The 18,797-nt window shown below is 56.0% G+C and carries 14 protein-coding genes; 5 read left to right on the top strand and 9 right to left on the bottom strand.

Annotated features, from left to right (window positions below; all coding sequences use genetic code 11):
• Position 1: 1 nt before the first annotated feature.
• The 7 genes from BLP23_RS31150 to BLP23_RS31120 all read right to left on the bottom strand — a co-directional run bounded on the left by BLP23_RS31150 (position 2) and on the right by BLP23_RS31120 (position 9,019).
• Complete coding sequence (locus BLP23_RS31150) at positions 2-1,501, bottom strand: GMC oxidoreductase (RefSeq protein WP_092588554.1); 1,500 nt, start codon at positions 1,499-1,501, stop codon at positions 2-4.
• Positions 1,502-1,513: 12 nt separating this feature from the next.
• A complete protein-coding gene (locus BLP23_RS31145) occupies positions 1,514-2,614 on the bottom strand; it encodes an ABC transporter ATP-binding protein (RefSeq protein WP_092588553.1) in 1,101 nt (366 codons plus the stop codon).
• A gap of 4 nt (positions 2,615-2,618) precedes the next feature.
• Complete coding sequence (locus BLP23_RS31140) at positions 2,619-3,497, bottom strand: carbohydrate ABC transporter permease (protein WP_092588552.1); 879 nt, start codon at positions 3,495-3,497, stop codon at positions 2,619-2,621.
• A complete protein-coding gene (locus BLP23_RS31135; protein ID WP_092588551.1) occupies positions 3,487-4,383 on the bottom strand; it encodes a carbohydrate ABC transporter permease in 897 nt (298 codons plus the stop codon). Before BLP23_RS31135 ends, BLP23_RS31140 begins: the two co-directional genes overlap by 11 nt.
• Positions 4,384-4,467: 84 nt before the next feature.
• Entirely contained in the window at positions 4,468-5,718 is a 1,251-nt protein-coding gene (locus tag BLP23_RS31130) for an ABC transporter substrate-binding protein (protein ID WP_092588550.1), read from the bottom strand.
• Between the two features lie 81 nt (positions 5,719-5,799).
• On the bottom strand, positions 5,800-7,116 hold the full coding sequence (gene hisD, locus BLP23_RS31125; RefSeq protein ID WP_092588549.1) for a histidinol dehydrogenase: 1,317 nt from the start codon (positions 7,114-7,116) through the stop codon (positions 5,800-5,802).
• Positions 7,117-7,216: 100 nt separating this feature from the next.
• Positions 7,217-9,019, bottom strand: a complete 1,803-nt coding sequence (locus BLP23_RS31120) for a thiamine pyrophosphate-binding protein (protein WP_092588548.1) — start codon at positions 9,017-9,019, stop codon at positions 7,217-7,219.
• A 405-nt stretch (positions 9,020-9,424) separates the two neighbouring features.
• Between BLP23_RS31120 and BLP23_RS31115 the strand changes: the two genes are divergently transcribed.
• A complete protein-coding gene (locus BLP23_RS31115) occupies positions 9,425-10,114 on the top strand; it encodes a hypothetical protein (RefSeq protein ID WP_092588547.1) in 690 nt (229 codons plus the stop codon).
• Positions 10,115-10,148: 34 nt separating this feature from the next.
• On the opposite strand, the gene BLP23_RS31110 is transcribed toward BLP23_RS31115, so the two are convergent.
• On the bottom strand, positions 10,149-10,973 hold the full coding sequence (locus BLP23_RS31110) for a helix-turn-helix domain-containing protein (protein WP_092588546.1): 825 nt from the start codon (positions 10,971-10,973) through the stop codon (positions 10,149-10,151).
• 134 nt (positions 10,974-11,107) lie between these two features.
• On the opposite strand from BLP23_RS31110, the gene BLP23_RS31105 reads away from it, so the two are divergent.
• The 4 genes from BLP23_RS31105 to BLP23_RS31090 all read left to right on the top strand — a co-directional run bounded on the left by BLP23_RS31105 (position 11,108) and on the right by BLP23_RS31090 (position 15,658).
• Positions 11,108-12,148, top strand: coding sequence for a Gfo/Idh/MocA family protein (locus BLP23_RS31105; RefSeq protein ID WP_092588545.1), 1,041 nt, complete (start codon positions 11,108-11,110; stop codon positions 12,146-12,148).
• The gene (locus BLP23_RS31100) at positions 12,145-13,026 is read left to right on the top strand and encodes a sugar phosphate isomerase/epimerase family protein (RefSeq protein WP_092588544.1); all 882 of its coding nucleotides are present in this window, start codon (positions 12,145-12,147) and stop codon (positions 13,024-13,026) included. Before BLP23_RS31105 ends, BLP23_RS31100 begins: the two co-directional genes overlap by 4 nt.
• Before the next feature lie 208 nt (positions 13,027-13,234).
• Entirely contained in the window at positions 13,235-14,590 is a 1,356-nt protein-coding gene (locus BLP23_RS31095) for a glucoamylase family protein (RefSeq protein ID WP_233426878.1), read from the top strand.
• A 75-nt stretch (positions 14,591-14,665) separates the two neighbouring features.
• Positions 14,666-15,658 (top strand): helix-turn-helix transcriptional regulator, encoded by a 993-nt coding sequence (locus BLP23_RS31090; RefSeq protein ID WP_092588543.1) that lies wholly within the window; start codon positions 14,666-14,668, stop codon positions 15,656-15,658.
• A gap of 177 nt (positions 15,659-15,835) precedes the next feature.
• On the opposite strand, the gene BLP23_RS31085 is transcribed toward BLP23_RS31090, so the two are convergent.
• Positions 15,836-18,763, bottom strand: coding sequence for a sensor domain-containing protein (locus tag BLP23_RS31085; RefSeq protein ID WP_233426877.1), 2,928 nt, complete (start codon positions 18,761-18,763; stop codon positions 15,836-15,838).
• Positions 18,764-18,797 lie beyond the last annotated feature (34 nt).

Below are 18,797 nucleotides of genomic sequence, written 5' to 3'. Positions count from 1 at the left end.
CCTAGCCCTTCCCTATCGCCGCGCCTGCCTTGATCGCGAGAGCCGCCACGGTCAATGCCGGATTAACCGCCGCTGAGGTCGGAAGCACAGAAGCATCGGTTATATAAAGATTTTCAATATCATGGCTTCGGCAGTTCGGGTCAACGACGGACAGAGCCGGGTTATTTCCTAGTCGTGCAGTCCCGCATTGATGCGAGGTCGTCTTGCGGCCGAATGTGTGCGTCAAGACGATTGGGAAGCCCGCCTTGCGCATAACCGACCGCGTCTTCTTTATGAGAGCCTCGTGGGCCCGCATATTCGACCGGATCCAATGCATGACAATCCGATTGTCCTTGATCATAACGCGGCTTTCAGGATTCGGCAGATCCTCGCTCGTCAGGAACCAGCCGTACGCGTAGCGGGCAATGAGCTTGGTCACCCATGCAGGTGCGGCGACGGGGAAATTGGCCTTCAAGATATTTCCGGTTATGTGACCGAGGAGCTGTACATTGCCCAGCGGATATCCATACTCGTTGTCGTTGTTATAGTAATCATTGAAGCCCAGCGTCTTTTGGTAAACTGCCGTATTCGGCGCCCTGAAATCGAGCGTTAGCATCGCGGTCGTGTTGTGGTTCATGAAGTTGCGGCCCAGTTGGTCCGAACTGTTCCCCAGGCCGCTAGGATGTGCGTTATTCGCCGATCTCAGCAACAGAGCAGCGGACTGTACTGCGCCTGCTGCTACCGCGAAAACGTCGGCCCTGATGCGTTGTTCTACGCCATCCTTGACGAAAACTGCCGCAGTCACCCTATGACCGCTGGCGTCGGTTTCGAGCCGAGAGACGCTAGCACCAGTGACGACACTCACGTTGGGATGGAGGAGTGCACGCGCCAAAGGCCCGGCCTCGGCGTCAATCTTGCCAAGTCCGGTGTTTGGAAAAGCGTCCCAACCGGTCTCAGCGCGCTTGAGCCACTCTTCGAGGTCAATAGCAAGCGGCAGGCTCGATGGGTGAATGCCCGCCTTCTGTAAACGGGATCTTACTGCCGCGATGGCTGGCTCATCCGGCACGGGCGGGTGGGCATATGGACTGCTGTGGGGCGGTTCCGTCGGGTCCTGGTCGATCGCGCCCCGAACCTGGAAAACGTCTTCCGCACGCTCATACCAAGGTTCCAAGTCTTCGTACTGGATAGGCCATCCCGGCGAACCTCCGTCCAAATGAGGACGAGCACCGAAATCCTCTTTGCGGTATCGGTACATGACCGCACCGAAAAATTTAGAATTGCCGCCGACGTAGTAGTAGTTTCCCGGAAGGAAGCTTTCGCCGTCTGTACCGAGCCATTCTTCGGTCGACTTGTAGAAGCCCTTTTGAAAAATCGCGACGTCATCGCGAGCTTCTGGCGTATCATTCAGATAGTCACCTCGCTCAAGGATTACGATTTTACGTCCTGTTTCAGCAAGGCTAAAGGCGAGTGAGCTGCCGCCCACGCCAGAGCCAACGATAACGATGTCTGCACTTTGTTGCATAGAGGTTTGCCCTTAATCGATCCGCGCTTCAGTCTGAACGTCGAACAAAACCATCTTCGACGTGTCGACGGATAGTGATGCTTCGGCTCCCGCAGTGGCCTGCTTCGGCGGCAGACGAGCCGTTACTTCCACACCGCCGAGCTGAAACACAACGAGCGCATCCGGACCGGTTGGCTCGACTACGTCTACGTCAATCCGGATAATGGAGGAACCACCGGCCGTGGCGACACTGAAATGCTCGGGGCGGATGCCGATCAGCACCTTCTTGCCGGCATATGTGGTCGCAGCCGCAGCAGACATCGGAATTCCTGAGATCCGGGCCGCCGGCCTGTTCGGAACTTCTACGACGGCGCTGACTGCAGTCCCGTCAACCTCGAGTTGACCGGGAATGATATTCATAGACGGGGAACCAACGAACCGCGCCACGTACACGTTGGCAGGCCGGTCGTACACCTTCTGCGGATCGTCGAGGTGTTGAACAACGCCATCTTTCATCACGGCGACACGTGTAGCCAGCGTCATCGCCTCGATCTGATCGTGCGTAACATAGACGATAGTCGTGCCGAGGCGAGCGTGCAACCGCTTGATTTCCGTTCGCATGTCGACGCGAAGCTTCGCGTCGAGGTTGGAAAGCGGCTCGTCGAATAGGAAGAGTTTAGGCTGCCGCACGATTGCGCGTCCCATAGCAACTCGCTGTCGCTGCCCTCCGGAAAGTTGTGAGGGCTTGCGGTCCAAGAGGTGCGAAATCTGCAGCAGTTCGGCCGCCGACCTCACCGCTTTATCGCGCTCCGCTTGCTGCACCTTCCGAATCTTCATTCCGAATTCGATATTCTGGCGCACGGTCATTGTCGGATAAAGTGCGTACGACTGAAACACCATGGCGATGTCGCGATCCTTCGGTGACAGGTCGTTGACCATTTTCCCTGCGATCCGAACTTCGCCACCTGTGATCGTCTCAAGACCAGCGATCATGTTGAGAAGTGTAGACTTTCCGCAGCCGGAAGGGCCTAGCAGCACTAGGAAATCACCGGTACCGATGGAGATCGAAACCTCCTTCAGAACCTCAAGATGGCCGTAGGATTTGCGGACGCGATCGATTTCAAGAGTGGACATTGTCTCAGCCTTTCACGGCACCAGCGGTCAATCCGCGGACAAAATAGCGTCCTGCGATGACGTAGACGATCAGAGTTGGGATGGCGGCGATCATGGCCGCGGCCATATCGACGTTGTATTGCTTGCGCCCCATCGTGACGTTGACGATGTTGTTCAGCGCCACCGTGATCGGGGAAGACTGCCCGGCGGTGAAGGACACGCCGAACAGGAAGTCGTTCCATATCTGGGTAAACTGCCAAATGCAGGACACCACGATAATCGGAAGCGCGGCCGGGAGCATGACTGAGAAGAAAATGCGGAAGAAGCCCGCCCCGTCGATCTGTGCTGCCCGCGTCAGTTCATCGGGAATGGTAATGAAATAGTTGCGGAAGAACAGCGTGGTGAAGCTGATGCCGTACACGGTATGAACCAGAACAAGGCCCGGAATGGTGCCTGACAGGTTGAGGCCACCGAGCAGCTGTGCCATCGGCAAGATCACTGCCTGGAACGGAAGGAAGCACCCAAACAGCAGCATGCCAAATACAAAATTCGAACCGGGAAAGCGCCATTTGGTCAAGATATAGCCGTTGATCGCGCCGATGCCCGTTGACAGGATGACCGCCGGGATCACCATCATAAGCGAGTTGACGAAATAGGGCCGCAGTCCTTCACAGGCTGTCCCTATGCATGCCTCTCCCCACGCCTTTTGCCAGGCTTCAAACGTGATCGCCTTCGGCAAGCCGATAAAGGAGCCGGAGTAAATCTCGTCCAACGACTTAAGCGAGGTTACGATCATGACCCAGAGCGGCATCAGGTAGAATGCCGCAAGGGTGATAAGCGACCCATAGATGAAGATGCGTCCAAGTTGGTAAGAGCGACGTGCCGAACCTACCTCAGTGCTCATTGCGGCTCTCCCTCAGTTCGGAATAGAGATAGGGAATGATGATGGCGGCGACGGTGATCAGCATCATCATTGCACTGGCGGCGCCGACACCCATCTGGTTGCGGCGGAACGTGGCCGAGAACATGAAGGTTGAGGGCATCTCGGTCGCGCTTCCCGGTCCAGCGTTAGTCAGCGCCAGTACGAGGTCGAAGCTCTTGATCGAAATGTAGCTGAGCAAGACGATGACGCTCAGAAAAGCCGGTCGCAGCATTGGCACAATGACGCTCATGTAGATGCGCGGCAGGCTCGCGCCTTCGATCTGCGCGGCTTTGATAATCGACGTGTCGATACCGCGCAGACCGGCAAGAAAAATCGCCATTGCAAAGCCCGTTGACTGCCATACTGCGGCAATCACAACGCAGTAGATCGCGTATTCGGGCCGTGTAATCCAGTCGAAGACGAAACCGGTCCAGCCAAGATCGTTGACAACTTTCTGCACGCCCAGGCCGGGGTTCAGAATCCATTTCCACGCTGTGCCTGTGACGATGAATGATAGTGCCATCGGATAGAGGTAGACCGCACGAAGGACCCCCTCGGCGCGAACCCGCTGATCAAGCAGAATGGCAATGAACAGACCGACAGCAATGGTAATTGTCAGGAACAGCGCCGTGAATATGAAAAGATTGACGACTGCGGTTTCCCAGCGCGGGGTTGCCCACAAGCGTACATATTGCTCCAGACCGACGAAGTCGTATCGCGGAACCATTTTAGACGACGACAGGGAAATCCAGCCTGTCCAAGCAATAAAGAGATAGACCCCCACGAAGACCGCGACCAGGCTTGGCGAGAGAACGATCCTGGGCAGCCAAAGTGTAAATCTATCCTTCAGCGAAAGTGTACTGCGCATGACAGCAATCCCACCGTTTTCACGAACGCACCTACCTTGAGGAACGCCAGCCGGGCGTGACCCGGCCGGCGGCCCAGAGTTGGGCTAGCGCGCGTTGTTGATCCCGTCGACAAGGGCCTGGACGGCGTCTTTCGATGACATATCGGTCACAAAGAACTTGCCGACGACGTCGCTGAAGACCCCTGCGAACTGTGGCTGGGCAGCGAAGCCTTCGGTGAGACCGCCGAGCATGGCGCCGCTGGCGACAGCCGCTTCGCGGTCGACGAAGCTGCGTTGTGCGCAGGCATCGAGATCATCAACCGAAACGTCGGAGCGCGCGGGGATCGAGCCTTTGATCTTGTTGAAGTTTTTCTGGACTTCCGGATCCATGATGGATTCCGCCCAAGCGTCCTGGCCGGCCGTAATCGCAGCATTGTCGATTTTGAAAAGACCGAAGGCGTCGATGACGAACTTGTAGTTCGGGGTTGCAGTCGGGGTGGGGAAGCACAGGAAATCGACACCCGGCTTCATGCCCTTGGCCAGGAACTCGCCTTTTGCCCAATCGCCCATGACCTGCATGGCGGCCTTCCCGCTGGCGACCATTCCTGTCGCAACGGCCCAGTCGCGACCGGTAAAGCCATCGTCAACAAGTCCCCGTACCTTGCGCAGCTTATCGAAGGCATCAACCATCTGATCGCTGGAGAGGACGCTTTCGTCGAGATCGATAACGGCCTTCTTGTAGAAGTCCGGACCGTTAACGTCCACTAGAATGGCTTCAAACACTTCCAGGATTTGCCAAGGCTCGTCGCCCATAGCGAGTGGAACAACGCCTGCATCCTTGAGCTTTTCGCCCGATGCGATCAGCTCATCCCAGCTCTTTGGCTCGGGAATGCCAGCCTTGTCGAACACAGCCTTGTTGGCCCAGACCCAGTTCTGGCGGTGCATGTTGATCGGCAGTGAGATATAGTCATCGCCGCTCTTCACGAAACTTAGAAGTTGTGGTGCAAGTGCCTTGTCCCAACCATTCCTGGTGTAAAGGTCATTGAGCGAGCGGAGCACGCCTTCTTTGGCCCAATCGAGACCTTCGTAGCCGAGGAACTGCATTGTCGCCGGCGGGTTGCCGGCGGCAAGGCGCGTCCGCAGCGCCTGGAGCGCGTTGGCGCCGGATAGCCCACCAACGGCGCTGTCTTGCCAAGTGTAGCCCTTCGAAGCGAGTTTGTCGGTGATCACCTTGAGCGCATTCACCTCACTCTCGGAAACCCAATGATGGATGCCTTCGACAGTTCCCTTGCTTTCAGCCATGGCTCCAGCTGGAAAAAGGGCGATTGATGCGGCAAAAAGTGTGGTCAGTTTCATTTTAGTTCCCCTGTTTTGACATTAGTGGGCAGGAAGCCGGCAACTCCAACTGCCGCTCGGGCGTTGGAATTGCCGACTGGGTTATGCGTCGATCGGCCCCGCCGCCGCCGCATAAGGCACGTTGCGCCCGCCATAACGGCGAACACGAATATTGGCCTGCTCAGCGTGCCCGGCGAAACCTTCCATGAGGCAGAGCCGCGAGCCATAGGCACCGATCAGGGCAGAAGCCTCGTCGGTTTCAATTCGCTGGTAAGTGCAGGTCTTCAAGAACTTGCCGACCCAGAGACCGCCGGTGTAGCGGGCGGCCTTGTCGGTGGGCAGCGTATGGTTGGTACCGATCACCTTGTCTCCAAAGGCGACATTGGTGCGGGCACCGAGGAAAAGCGCGCCGTAGTTCGTCATGTTGTTCAAGAAATAGTCCGGATCCCGGGTCATCACTTGAACATGCTCCGAAGCCACACGATCAGCTTCTGCGACCATTTCATCAACCGTGTCACATAGGATGATCTCGCCAAGATCCTCCCAGGCCTTGCTGGCGATCGCCGCAGTTGGGAGGATGCCAAGGAGGCGATCAATCTCACTGAGGGTGTCGCGGGCGAGCTTCTCCGAATTGGTAATTAGTACTGCCGGTGAATTGACGCCGTGCTCGGCCTGGCCCAGAAGGTCGGTGGCAACCAGTTCTCCATCAACGCTATCGTCGGCGATCACCAGAGTTTCGGTCGGCCCCGCGAAGAGGTCAATGCCAACTTTTCCGAACAGAAGACGCTTAGCTTCAGCAACATAGGCGTTGCCCGGACCGGCAAGCATATCGACCGGCTCGATGGTTTCAGTGCCATAGGCCATTGCGGCGACTGCCTGGACCCCACCGAGGCAATAAATCTCATCAGCACCGGCCAGAGCCTGGGCAGCGACGATCTTATCGGAGATCTTGCCTTTGAAAGGGGGAGCGCAGGTGATGACCCGACCGCAACCGGCGACACGCGCCGTCAGTACTGTCATATGGGCGGATGCCAGCAGCGGATATTTTCCGCCAGGGACATAGCAACCTACGTTTTGAATAGGGACGTTGCGATGGCCGAGGATCACGCCAGGAATCGTCTCGATCTCGAGATCCTTAAGGCAATCCTTCTGGGCTTGGGCGAACTTGCGGATCTGATCCTGGGCGAAATCGAGATCTTCCCGCTCCTGGTTGGTAAGCGTATTGATGGCGCTTGTGATTTCCTCTTTCGTGAGGCGATACGATTCACGATCGAATTTGTCGAACTGAACAGAAAGTTCACGCACAGCCTTGTCGCCGCCGGTTTCCACCTTGGCAAGAAGCGCCCCCACGGTCTTGGTAATCGCGCCGTCGGTGCCGCCTTCAATTGAGGCCTGAGCTGTTTTGATGTGCCGTATCATGACAATAACTCTTTGCTTGCGGAAGCCACGTGCTCCGCAGTCCAAGGTGATTAAACGAGTGGAGATCAGGGGCGCGATTATCGCGCCCCTATCAATTCAGTTAGAGGTGTTGCTCCCGTGCTCGCATCTCAGCGTAAGCCGCCTGTTCCTTTTCGTAGTAGGCCGGCGACGGGAAATCCCACCAACCGGTGGCGAAGGGACCCGCAGCATCGCGTGACACAATGACTTCAACCAGTGCCGGGCCGCCGCATTCAAGCGCTGCCTTCAGGCTGCTTTCGAGATCTTCGTCCTTCTCAACCTTCCAGGCTTCGAGGCCGAACGCACGGGCGGAAGCTGCGATATCGGCGGAATAAGGCTGGCCGTTACCAGCGTGGTTGTTGAATTCAGAGGCGACGTGCCGGCCCATAAACTTGCGTTGGCCGCCGCGTATCGACATGTATCCCGAATTGTTTAGCACCAGGAATACAACGTTGATGCCATTCATCACCGCCGTGCCCATCTCCGGGAGCGACATCATGAAGTCACCGTCGCCGACAATCGCAACGACCTGACGATCCGGGCAGGCGAGCTTGGCGCCAAGGGCAGCCGGAACTGCCCAGCCCATCGGCGAATATGAGCCCGAGGTCAGATGCGTCCTCGGCTCATATATAGGGAAGCTCTGCTTGACGGACCCTTGCGTGTTACCGGAACCGACCACCACAATGCCATTGCGATCGAGAATCTTGCGCAGGGCGACCAACGGACGCTGAGACGTGAAGGGGGTCTCGCGACTGATTTCGCGCGGCTCGACCTGAGCACGCCAGTCAGCCTTCGCCTTCTGCACGTCCGCCAGAAAGGTCTCGCGGCGCGACAGCATCTTTGAGGATTCGCCGTCGGAGATCAGTGACAGGATCGATTCGAGCGTTGCCTTAGCGTCGGCGACGATGCCCACTTCGGTTTCGTAGTTCTTGCCGATCTCGCGCGGATCGAGATCGATGTGAATGAGTTTGGCCGACGGGATCGAGAACGATACACCCTTTGCGTAGGACGAGGCCGACCAGTCGGTGAAGCGGCAGCCGACTGAGATGACGACGTCGGCCGAAGCAGTGATCTTGTTGCCACATGTCGTACCGGTCTGACCGACCGCGCCGATGAACAGGGCGTGATCTTCCGAAATTGCGCCCTTGCCATTCCAAGTGATTGATACTGCTGCCCCAAGCTTTTCGGCGAGACGGGTTAGTTCGGAGGAGGCATTGGCTGTAATGGCGCCGCCGCCAGCGACGATAACCGGGCGCTCGGCGGTCAGCAGAAGCTTGACTGCAGCCTCGATCGCCATCGGGTCGGGATAGGCAATTCCGACCGGCAGACGCTTTTGCAACGGATGGATCGTCACGTCGGCAGCCTCGACCTGAACGTCCATCGGCACTTCGACATGGACAGGGCCAGGGCGGCCGGTCTTCATCGCGCTGAAGGCGCGGTGCATGATGCTCGGCAGAACCTGAACCGAGTTCGCCTGCCAAGCGCGCTTCGTAACTTGTTCGGTGATCCGCGGGAAGGCGTTGTCCTGCTGGCGCTCCAGCTCCTGCATGGTACCGTGGCCATGCATGTAGGTCTGTGGCGAACCGGAAACGTAAAATAGCGAGGTTGAGTCGCAATAGGCAGTCGCCAGACCAATGATCGTGTTGGCCGCACCCGGCCCAACCGACGTCGAGCAAGCCATCGGCTTGCCCGATGCACGGTAATAGCCATCGGCCATATGGACGGCGCTCTGTTCGTGCATCACCTGTATAAAGGGAAGCTCCGAACCTTTTTCGAGAAACGCGTCGAACAGTGACCAGATACCGTGACCAGGCACACCCGCCACGTATTCGACACCGTATTCCTTCAGCGCTTTCGCTACGACTTGGCCACCTGTCAGCTTCATTTGTTCGACCCTCTAAACTCGCTTTGATTTCTAACTTGGAGGGCCGTGCCCATCTGGCCGGCCTCCCAACGATTAGTTTATTCTGGGCCGAGGTCGCTTAAACTTACAAGTTCGCAGGCGGGGAATCGGTGACGCAAGATGGCGCACATGTGGGTTCATCATGCGCCAAGGGATGCAGGTTGAATTTGACCTTTGACTGGGCGGCAAGCTTTAAGGAAGGTCAGCGGGCCAGCATCGGGAACGCCGCCCGTTCCCGAATTCTGGCATTCAAATCGCCGCAGGCTTCGCAGCTTGAATTACGGACTGCGTCACTGTGCGAATAAATAAACTGATGCGCGCACTGTCGCCCGCGCGTGTAGTGTGGCTTTCTGTGCTGGCACAATCGTGAATAAGGAAGCCCCAAAAATGCAGAACCGGCTAAGAGATCTGGCGTTTGCGGACGCGTTCATCAATGCGATACTCGTAGAGAATGTCGTCAATTACGAGGTTTCGGATGCCGTAGTTGTCAACATCAGCCCCTCCAACATGGTGACGGGCGATGAACACCCCGCAATCGTGCCTGCCTGGAAATCGACGTGGCTCAAAGGTGGACATATACAGTCGGCCGAACGCGCCGCCATCATTAAGGTTGTAAATCCGACAAATCTAGGCGGTTGCATGTTTCGCGGCTGGGATTGGCTCGGCAACCGCATTCGCAGCTTTCCGCGGGATACGCCGCTTTATATCTCCGCACAGGATGAAATTGGCACAGTCAGTCTCGATCCTCGCGTCTTCACCAACGAGCGGAAGGATTCCGAGGCTCCCCAGACCTTCACGCTCAAGCTGAACCTTTGGTGGTCACCCGGTGATACGGATTGCTTCATCCACAATGAACATCCCTTCCTGGAGACACATACTCAGATCCATGGCGTTGGCCGGATGCAGAAGTTCCGGGAACGCGATCAGTCAACGCTCTACGAAGATGTCGTGATGCCGATCGGCTACTCCCACGATCCGTTCTGCCGCGTGACCGGCACCAACCAGTGGACTTATCCTTGGCATCGCTATTATGCAGAAACCGACAGCGTCTGGCTCGCAATCGAGCTTCATCCCTAGCAGTGCCAAGATGGTTAGGATGACCTGGAGAGCTCTAGGTCATTTGGATCATATCCGAACCATCTCCGAGGTACTGTAGCGCCTCCCGCGGGATGGCCGGATTGTTGCGGTCCATGACGGTTAGGTCCTTTAGGTGTTCCCTTCGTAGAAGACCGGGGCCGCGGTAGTGAAGCGCCACCTTTGTTGAATATGGCTGGCGAAATACAGTGGCCGCTATGCCGCTCGAGATACCAAACATGAACTTTTTCGCATTGCGCTTTACCTGCGCGTAGACCCCGAACGTGAGTTCGTTTGACTGGATCCCTTCAAAGTCGGCAGTGAACAAACGGTCTGCCACGGGGAAGCAGAACCCGTAGTATTTGAAGACGTATTCGATCTTCGAGGGATCGTCGAAGCTTGGGAACCGCTCGACATAGTAATGTTGCAGGAATTCCTTGTTGCGGTAGATGCAGAAGGCGGATCTTAGGATGAATCCCTTGTAGATGGATGAGAACTGATAGCGATCGTAGACCCCGACAATATCGCTGTCGTTGGTGTTGCTCTCAACGATCATGTTCGAAACAAACCGGGAGAATTCGGGCAATTGCCGCGCCGTCGACATGGCATGGAAAAAGTTCCCGTCGACCAAGTTTCGGAATTCATCCGGGTCGGAAAACAGGATCGGCACGCTGAGACCGAAGAAATTTGCAATTATCCTTAGATTCGCCGTCGACGGGACGTGTGCGCCTGAGAGATACTTGTTAAATTGCTGCCGGTTGACATTGATTTTCCTGCATACCGCCGCGACAGACCCGTGACGTTCGCAAAGTGTGCGAAGATTGGCAGCCAACGCGGCTCCATCCCTTCCCTGATAGTCCAAGTCCGCTCCTCCCAAGATGACGCAATATGAAGCTAATTGTACGCCACAATGACAAGGACATCAACGGCTTGCGAAGTTGTCGCTTGGCACAGCACGCTCCACAGTTGACGAGTCAGCCTGCAGGGGATGTGCCAATGGTTGCTATAGCGAAAATTGGGTGGTCGGTGATGGGTACGGGAACGATCGCCACCGAGCACATGGTCGCAGCTATCCGCGCATTCGGGCATGAACCGCTTTGGGTGGTCAGTCGCAACAGAGAATATGCAAATTTTTTCTCGGAAGATCTTGATATACCGAACAGGTCCACCGAGGCAAATCGCGCCGTTGGCGATCCATCCGTAAGTTTCATTTATGTGAGCGCCACACGAGATCGCCGCAAGCACTATATCGCGGCGGCCGCAGGAGCGTGCAAGGACGTCTTGTGCGACGGCCCTATCGCAGGAAATGCCAAAATCGCTTCCAGCCTGATTGAACGGTGCCAGAGATCAGGGGTTGCCCTGATCGTCAATCAGCCACCACGTGCCTCCACAATTCATCAGGTTATGCAAAGGCTTGTGACAGAAGGGGAAATTGGCTCGGTCAAATCCGTCCTTGTCATCAGAGGTGGTCCCTATCATCCGGTTCCTACGCGGCGGAGCGAATACGCTCCCGTGGAAGGGGATGCCTCATTGGACACTTGTGTCGAAGACATCGACTTGGGTCGGTTTCTGACAGGCGCCAACCCATTAGAGGTGAGCGCGCTTGCCACAAGGCATGGCGAGGGCTCAGGAGGGCAATTGGCCTACGCCGTCTACATGAGCAACAATATCGTTCTCCAGGCATACGAAAGCTTTACCACCGCGGACATGGAGAGCCTCGTTATGGTGGCGGGCGATGAAGGCGTTCTGATTGCAAACGGCACGTTGAATGGACGGGGAACCGGCACTCTCATTCGACGCATTGACGGTCGCAACGAGTTGATCCCTGTCCGAGAACGTGACCCCTATCTGGCCGTCGTCGAAGGTTTCACGGCTTCCTTGCGCCGGAAAAACTCCTGGCTCGCAGACGGACAGGACAATCTGATCGCCCTGCGTACTGCCGAAGCGGTCGCCCAAGCAGTGAAAAAGCGGCGCTCTATAGTCCTCGAAGGAGTCACGCCGCCGCAGTCAAAAGCCGACAAAGGAGTATCTGCGTGAAATCTGCGCACCAACTCATATTTCATTCTCTCGCTTCTAAGTTCAACACATTGGCGATCGACATCGACATTGTGCGCGAAGTTGGCTTCGACGGCCTCGAGACGTCCGGCAGTAAAATCAAAGCCTGTCTAGACGCAGGCATTTCCAAGCAAGAACTCAGGGCGCAACTGGCAAACTTGACCGTCCCCGGCATTGGTTTCTTGACCGATGTGGAGCGGCAGAATAGCCGGCGGCTCGAAATGCTGAACGAAGCAGAAAGGCTCTGCGAGTTGGCCACTACGGTTCAAGCCAAGGGCATCGAAGCAATAACAGGTCCCCTCAGCACGTTGGCGCTTGAGCCGCGTGCTGCAGCAGCGCATCCAGACCTATACAGAGGCCTCGTCGATCTTCCGATCGATGAGCAGATAGACTTGACTGCAGCCAATCTGCGAGCAGTCGCAGACATCGCCGCGGGACACAATCTTGTCGTTTATCTCGAGGGCTTGTCCTGGACGCCTCTAAACATGATCGAAAAACAGCTTCGGGTTATCGAGACGGCGGCTCGCGACAATCTTCGGCTCGTGATCGATTTTTGGCACGCATATACCTCGGGAGATACTCCTGAAGTTCTTTCGAAGATCGACAAAAACCTCATTTATGGGGTCCATCTGTGTGATTCCCTTCCCTTTTCCGGCGGGGTTCCGGACGAGGCAATCTTGAGAAACGTGCCCACGGGAAGCGGTGTACTCCATCTGCAGGAGTGGGTAGATGCCGTGAAATCGACCGGTTTTGTGGGTTGGTGGAGTTGCGAGCTGTTTTGTAGCCGCCAGCATCAAGAAAACAGCTACGAAGTCGCCGCGCAACTCAAGGAACTAATGGAAGATCTCATTAGAAGATAGGCCAAACGCAACTGGGGCTTCAGTGCGTATTTCAAGGCCGCATACATAACTCCTATGCCGATTAAGCGATTCATTGACGAGAGCAAAGCCTAGACGCTCGATTGGTGCCAACAGACCGAATTGTATGGCCTAATCCAGTTACCGTCGATCGCAAACTAGTCGAAATGACTGTTTAGCGCATCGCGTCCCTACATCAGAGAACCCGATTATGGTCAATGCCTTCATGATGGACGAAGAACCTCACGCCGATCCGGGACCAGAACATATTTTCTGGACCGCCACGAACGCCACCGCGCCGTTGTCCGAGCTAATGGAACGCGTCCAACGAGGATATGCCGCCTATTTCTGGGAGGGCGCTCATCCGCCAACTGGCCTGCCCTTTGACAGGTGCTCGACTGACGGAAGACCTATCAGCGACCTGATTTCCATTGGGGGAACCGGTTTCGGTATAATGGCAATCCTTGTCTTGGTGCATCGCCAATGGGTATCACGCTCCAACGCTTATGCCCGTATATTGAAGATCGTGGCAACTTTGGAAAAAATCCCCCGCTTCCGGGGCGCGTTTCCTCATTTTATCAGTGCCAACACGCTAGAAGTCGTGCCTTTTGTTCCTCATGACGACGGAGGAGACCTCGTCGAAACAGCTTTGCTCGTCCAAGGTCTCATCTGTGCACGTGAGTTCTTCGACTGTCCTTCAGATGCGGAGGCTGGATTGCGTAGGCGGATCGATTCTCTGTGCGTTGACATCGAGTGGGTATCCTATGTTCGACCGAGTGCTCGTCCTTCGCTCTACTGGCATTGGAGCCCTAAGCATGGATGGGCGTTGAATACGCCGATTACCGGCTGGAATGAGGCGCTGAGTACCTACGTCCTTGCGGCCGGATCGGCGAGCCACGCCATAGAACCGGAGATATTCCACATCGGTTGGACGAATGAAGGCAGATTCCGCAATGGATCAAACTTCTATGGGACTTCCCTCCCGGCAGGTTCCTCCTTTGGCGGGCCGCTGTTCCTATCGCAGTATTCATTCTGTGCGCTTGATCCGAGACAGATGCAGGATGACCAAATCGATTACTGGCAGCAGGTTGTTGCACACACGAAGATCAATTTCGAACACTGCCGACGCAATCCCAACGGTCACATCGGATACGGCACTTATGGCTGGGGTCTGACCGCTTCGGATGGCCCGTCCGGATATGTTGTCAGCTGTCCAGTGAACGATCGCGGGATACTGGCGCCGATGGCTGCCCTTTCAAGCTTTCCATTCCTACCCAAAGAGGCCGAAAGCGCGCTCAGGGCATTCCTTGCTTACGGCAACGGCCGCCTATGGGGAAGGTTCGGGTTCGCGGACGCATTTGCACCTGGGCAAAACTGGGTTTCCAATTGCTATCTTGCTATAAACCAGGGTCCTGTCGTTGCAATGATCGAGAATTTCCGGTCTGGGCTGCTCTGGCGACTGTTCATGGGGGCACCTGAAGTTAAACGAGGACTTTCACGATTAGGCATACGCTACAAAGTCTCGCCAGGAGACCAAGGTGGTTCCTTGCATGAGGAACCGGCCTAACGCGCCTAGCGGGTAATCTGCCGGCCATCACCTTTCACAAAAGCACCAGAAGGTGCGAGCAATCGCGGGGAAACGATGACTAAATCATTTTCGGTTTGTGGATTTCATCATCATTCGATCCAGGGAACGAACTTCGAAGAGCTTGCGACGACGTTATCAGCTCAATCCCCCACCAAAGTGATGATGCCGGTGGGCAAGCAGCCGCTCTTCTACAATATGCATCTTCTGGTGGCCGGCCCCGTGTCGGTCATAGCCAGCACGTACAAAGGCGACCTCGTCATGCGTCATCGAGATCCGACTGATGCCTATGTGCTTCTCGTTCCGTTGGAAGGGCGGGCCGTCATCACGAAAGATGGCCGCGACTTCTTGTCCGAAGGAAATCGCACCATAGTAGCCGACGGCGGGTCGGAAGAGACGGTACGCTTCATCGGCTTCAGGAAGCATCTCGGTCTCAAAGTGTCGCACGGTGAATTGAGACGACGCTTGGAGCAGCGTTTGAACGTGCCAGTTCACGGCAACCTGGACCTGGCGCGTGAGATCGACTTGAGCACCGGTGCCGGACTGGCCCTGGCTCGCTTGGCAGCCTTTATGCATCTGGAACTGGGCGACGGAACGCTTCAGCAATCCCCAGCAGCGTTGGGAAATCTAAGCGATGGACTAATCGATCTCATGCTTGACGCGATACCTCATCGCTATTCAGGCAGACTTCGCATAGTCGAGCCGCCGTTGCCCTGGCATGTCAAGCGAGCGGTCGATTACATGCATGCTCACATGTCGGAACCTCTGACAATGAACCAAATTGCCAGTGTTTGTGGAGTGAGCATGCGGACATTGCAAATGGGCTTTCGAGAGTTTCGCATGGTGACACCCATGGCGTATTTGCAGCAGTTGCGATTGGATGCCGCTCATCAAGAGCTTTCAAAGGGCGACCGCAGCCAGCCAGTCAAAAACATTGCGTTGAAATGGGGTTTTGCTCATGCCGGGCGCTTTTCGATCGCATATCGAAAGCGCTTTGGTGTCTCACCTTCGGACGCAACCAGAATACCTGCACACCACCTGATCGATTGAAGATCGATGTCCCCTAACGAGATTTGCTAGTAAGGAACAGCAGTTACTCGAAAAAGAACTGAGATGGCCTTGAAGACATTGGGAAGTCTTCCGCTTGCGAAGCCCACCCCATTCGGCGCTGAGTTTCGGATCCCGTTGACCGGGTTCGAATTGTTCGCACCTCGGTCCAGCATGAGATCACGAGAAGTTCGCGCTGTTGGACCAGCGCCCGGATCGCACAAACGGCAGACCTTCGTCGTCGGCCAACGAGGGATGGATCCCCGTATCAGGTGCCGTTTGCACAGTATCGGCGACCAGGCTGATCTCTCGGAAATAGCGAGGTAACCTTAGGATTTCGATCTTCGGCAAGGGTTTGCTGTAGAGGAAACCCTGCGCGGCATCGCACCCGTTAGCCATTAGAAACACAGCCTGATCCGCCGTCTCGACGCCTTCGGCTACGACGCTTTGTCCGAGGCAGCGCGCAATAGACAGGATAGCCTTCACCAATTCCGCGCTACGCTTGTCGACGCTGTTGATAAATGACCGATCGATTTTAAGCGTGTCGATGGGGAAGCGTGTCAAATAGCTCAATGCCGAATAGCCGGTACCAAAATCGTCTATAGCAATGGTAATTCCCATGGCCCGCAGTGCTGAAAGCGTCTCCAGCGTTCTATTTTTTTCATCGAGCAGGAGGCTCTCGGTTATTTCAAGTTCGATCCATCCTGGGCGACAGCTGGTTTCGCCAAGCACATCGGCGACGGTTCGGGTCAGGTCCTGGCATTGAAATTCCCGGGCAGACAAGTTGATTGCGACCTTATGGAGCGGTTTGTCACCGGCATTCAAATCGGCCGCCGTTTGGCAGGCCTCACGCAGCACCCATCGGCCCAAATTTGCGATCAGTCCAGTCTCTTCGGCAATCGGAATAAACTGGCTCGGAGGAACCAAGCCCAATTCCGCGTGGCGCCATCTCAGCAAGGCTTCCGAACCAATCATCATGCCACTCCGTAACAGCACTTTGGGTTGGAAGTACAATTCCAGCTCCCCACGCTCGATGGCGCGTCGCAATTCCATTTCAAGCGTCAGGCGCTGTTGGGCGCTGGCCGTTAAGTCTGTCGAATAGAACCGGAAACTGCTGCGCCCAGAGCGTTTAGCAAGATACATCGCGGAGTCGGCGAATTTCACCAGATCATTCGCATAAATGCTGTCATCGGGATAAAGCGCAATCCCAATACTGCAGGAAATATGCACCTCCTTCCCGTCTAGCAGGAATCGGTCGCTAAACGTTTCGAGTATCCTGCTCGCGATTTGGCTTAGTTCGTCGCTGTGCCGAATGTTGGGCAGAAGGATTGCGAATTCGTCACCGCCGAGACGCGCGACGGTGTCGCAGTGGCGCACGCCGGCATTTAGACGTAATGCCGCCTGACAGAGCAGTTCGTCACCGACGGGATGTCCCATTGCGTCATTGACTGCTTTGAAATGATCAATGTCGATGAGCATTACAGCCGCCAGTTGACCGCTCTCCGCCGAATCTGTGATCATCTGCCGCAAGCGATCATGGAACAGTGCCCGGTTCGGCAATGATGTGAGAGAGTCGTAAAAAGCCATCTGGTGAATCTTTTGGCGAGAGGCATTCAACTCGGTGATATCCCGCGCCACGCCGAGGATCCCGGTTATCCCTCCCTCCGCGCCGAATACTGGTACTTTGCGTGTTTCAAGAAGAACAGCCTGACCGTTGTCGGCAGAGGCAACCCATTCCTCGTTGATGAGTATCTGGCCGGCTTCGATAGCTGCCTGGTCCTTCTCGCGGAATGACTTTGCCAGCTCGATATCGAACAGCTCAAAATCAGTCTTTCCTACGACATCGGACTCTGTTTTCCCGGTAAGACGTTCGAATGCGTGGTTGCATAATAGATACGCCCCCTCCGCGTCCTTAAGCCACACCATGTCGGGAATAGTCTGCAGCACGCTTATCAGGTGCGTCCGCAGCTTGCTAAAGGCATCGTCCGCCCGCTTTCTTTCCGTAATGTCGCGTGACAACGCCAGAAAGGTTCTCGCGGATGAGTCGGTGCCCGGCTTTTTTGCCACGGATAGCTCGAACCATCGAGTTTCGCCATTCGGTAGCGGGATTCGCAAGCACTTGCCATAAGCAACACCGTTCTCGTCTGCTTCACGAAGGGCTTCGACAGCAATGGCGGCCTGATCTGGCGGGAGCACATCATTTACCGTTTTTCCAAGCAGTAGCGCTCTTTGTTGAGCCAGGAGGTCGGGGTCTTTTACCCAGACTTCTAGATATCGGCCGTCGCGGTCTACCTCGAACAAAGTGTCTGGAACCGCGGAAATGATCCCTTCGGCGAATTCAAGCGCCTCTTTCAAACGTTGTTCGGCTTGCTTACGCTCGGTAATGTCGACCATCACAGAGATTAGGCCGGCCGGCTCGCCGCGGTTGTTTGTGAACAATGCTTTGCTGAGGAAGACATCGCGGAAGGCTCCGTCGGCTTTCGCGACCCTGGCTTCGTATCGTTGTATGCCGCCCTCTTTAACGAGGAGCTCGTCATGAGCAGAAACGTGTTCTGCGAGATGCCTGGGAACGATATCAAAGATGGTCTTACCGGCGAGCTGTTGTTTCGTGACGCCGAAAAAACTCTCAAACGCGCGGTTACAACCAAGATGTACGCCCTCCAGATTCTTGTACACGATGGGAACAGCCGCGGCCTCGAGCAGGAGTTCGAATGAGATCTTTCCGTCACTAAACGTCAAACCGGAATCCTGGTAGCACGTCAGGTCCTCTGCGGCTTCAGTCTCTTCAGCGACCGCAGGACGGTCGTCGCCTAAGCTTAGGGAACAGGATGCCATTGCTTCGCCCAATCGACGCAATGCCGCGACCAGCGGGTCTGCACCTTCATCTTGGCGCAACGCCAGCACCGGCGCCACATCATCCATAGTCAGGTACGGATCCGGACCGGCGCGACGCTCAGCGCAGGCGGGCAGCGAGTTGCCGGCCTCATTCTTGGCGCCGATGCCCCTAGGAGAGAGTCCGTTGGATCGCGGAACCGGATTGCAGTCCGTGGGCAATTCTGCCTCTAGGGTGAGGTGGTGTGCTTTACTTGAAAAATGTGGGAACTTCATGGAGGTCCTTCTGGCCGCGTCGTTGGGAGGCGTC

Source organism: Rhizobium mongolense subsp. loessense (assembly GCF_900099775.1).
Taxonomy (GTDB): domain Bacteria; phylum Pseudomonadota; class Alphaproteobacteria; order Rhizobiales; family Rhizobiaceae; genus Rhizobium; species Rhizobium loessense.
Note: the sequence above shows the minus strand (reverse complement) of the source record. Positions and strands in the feature narration are given on the sequence as shown.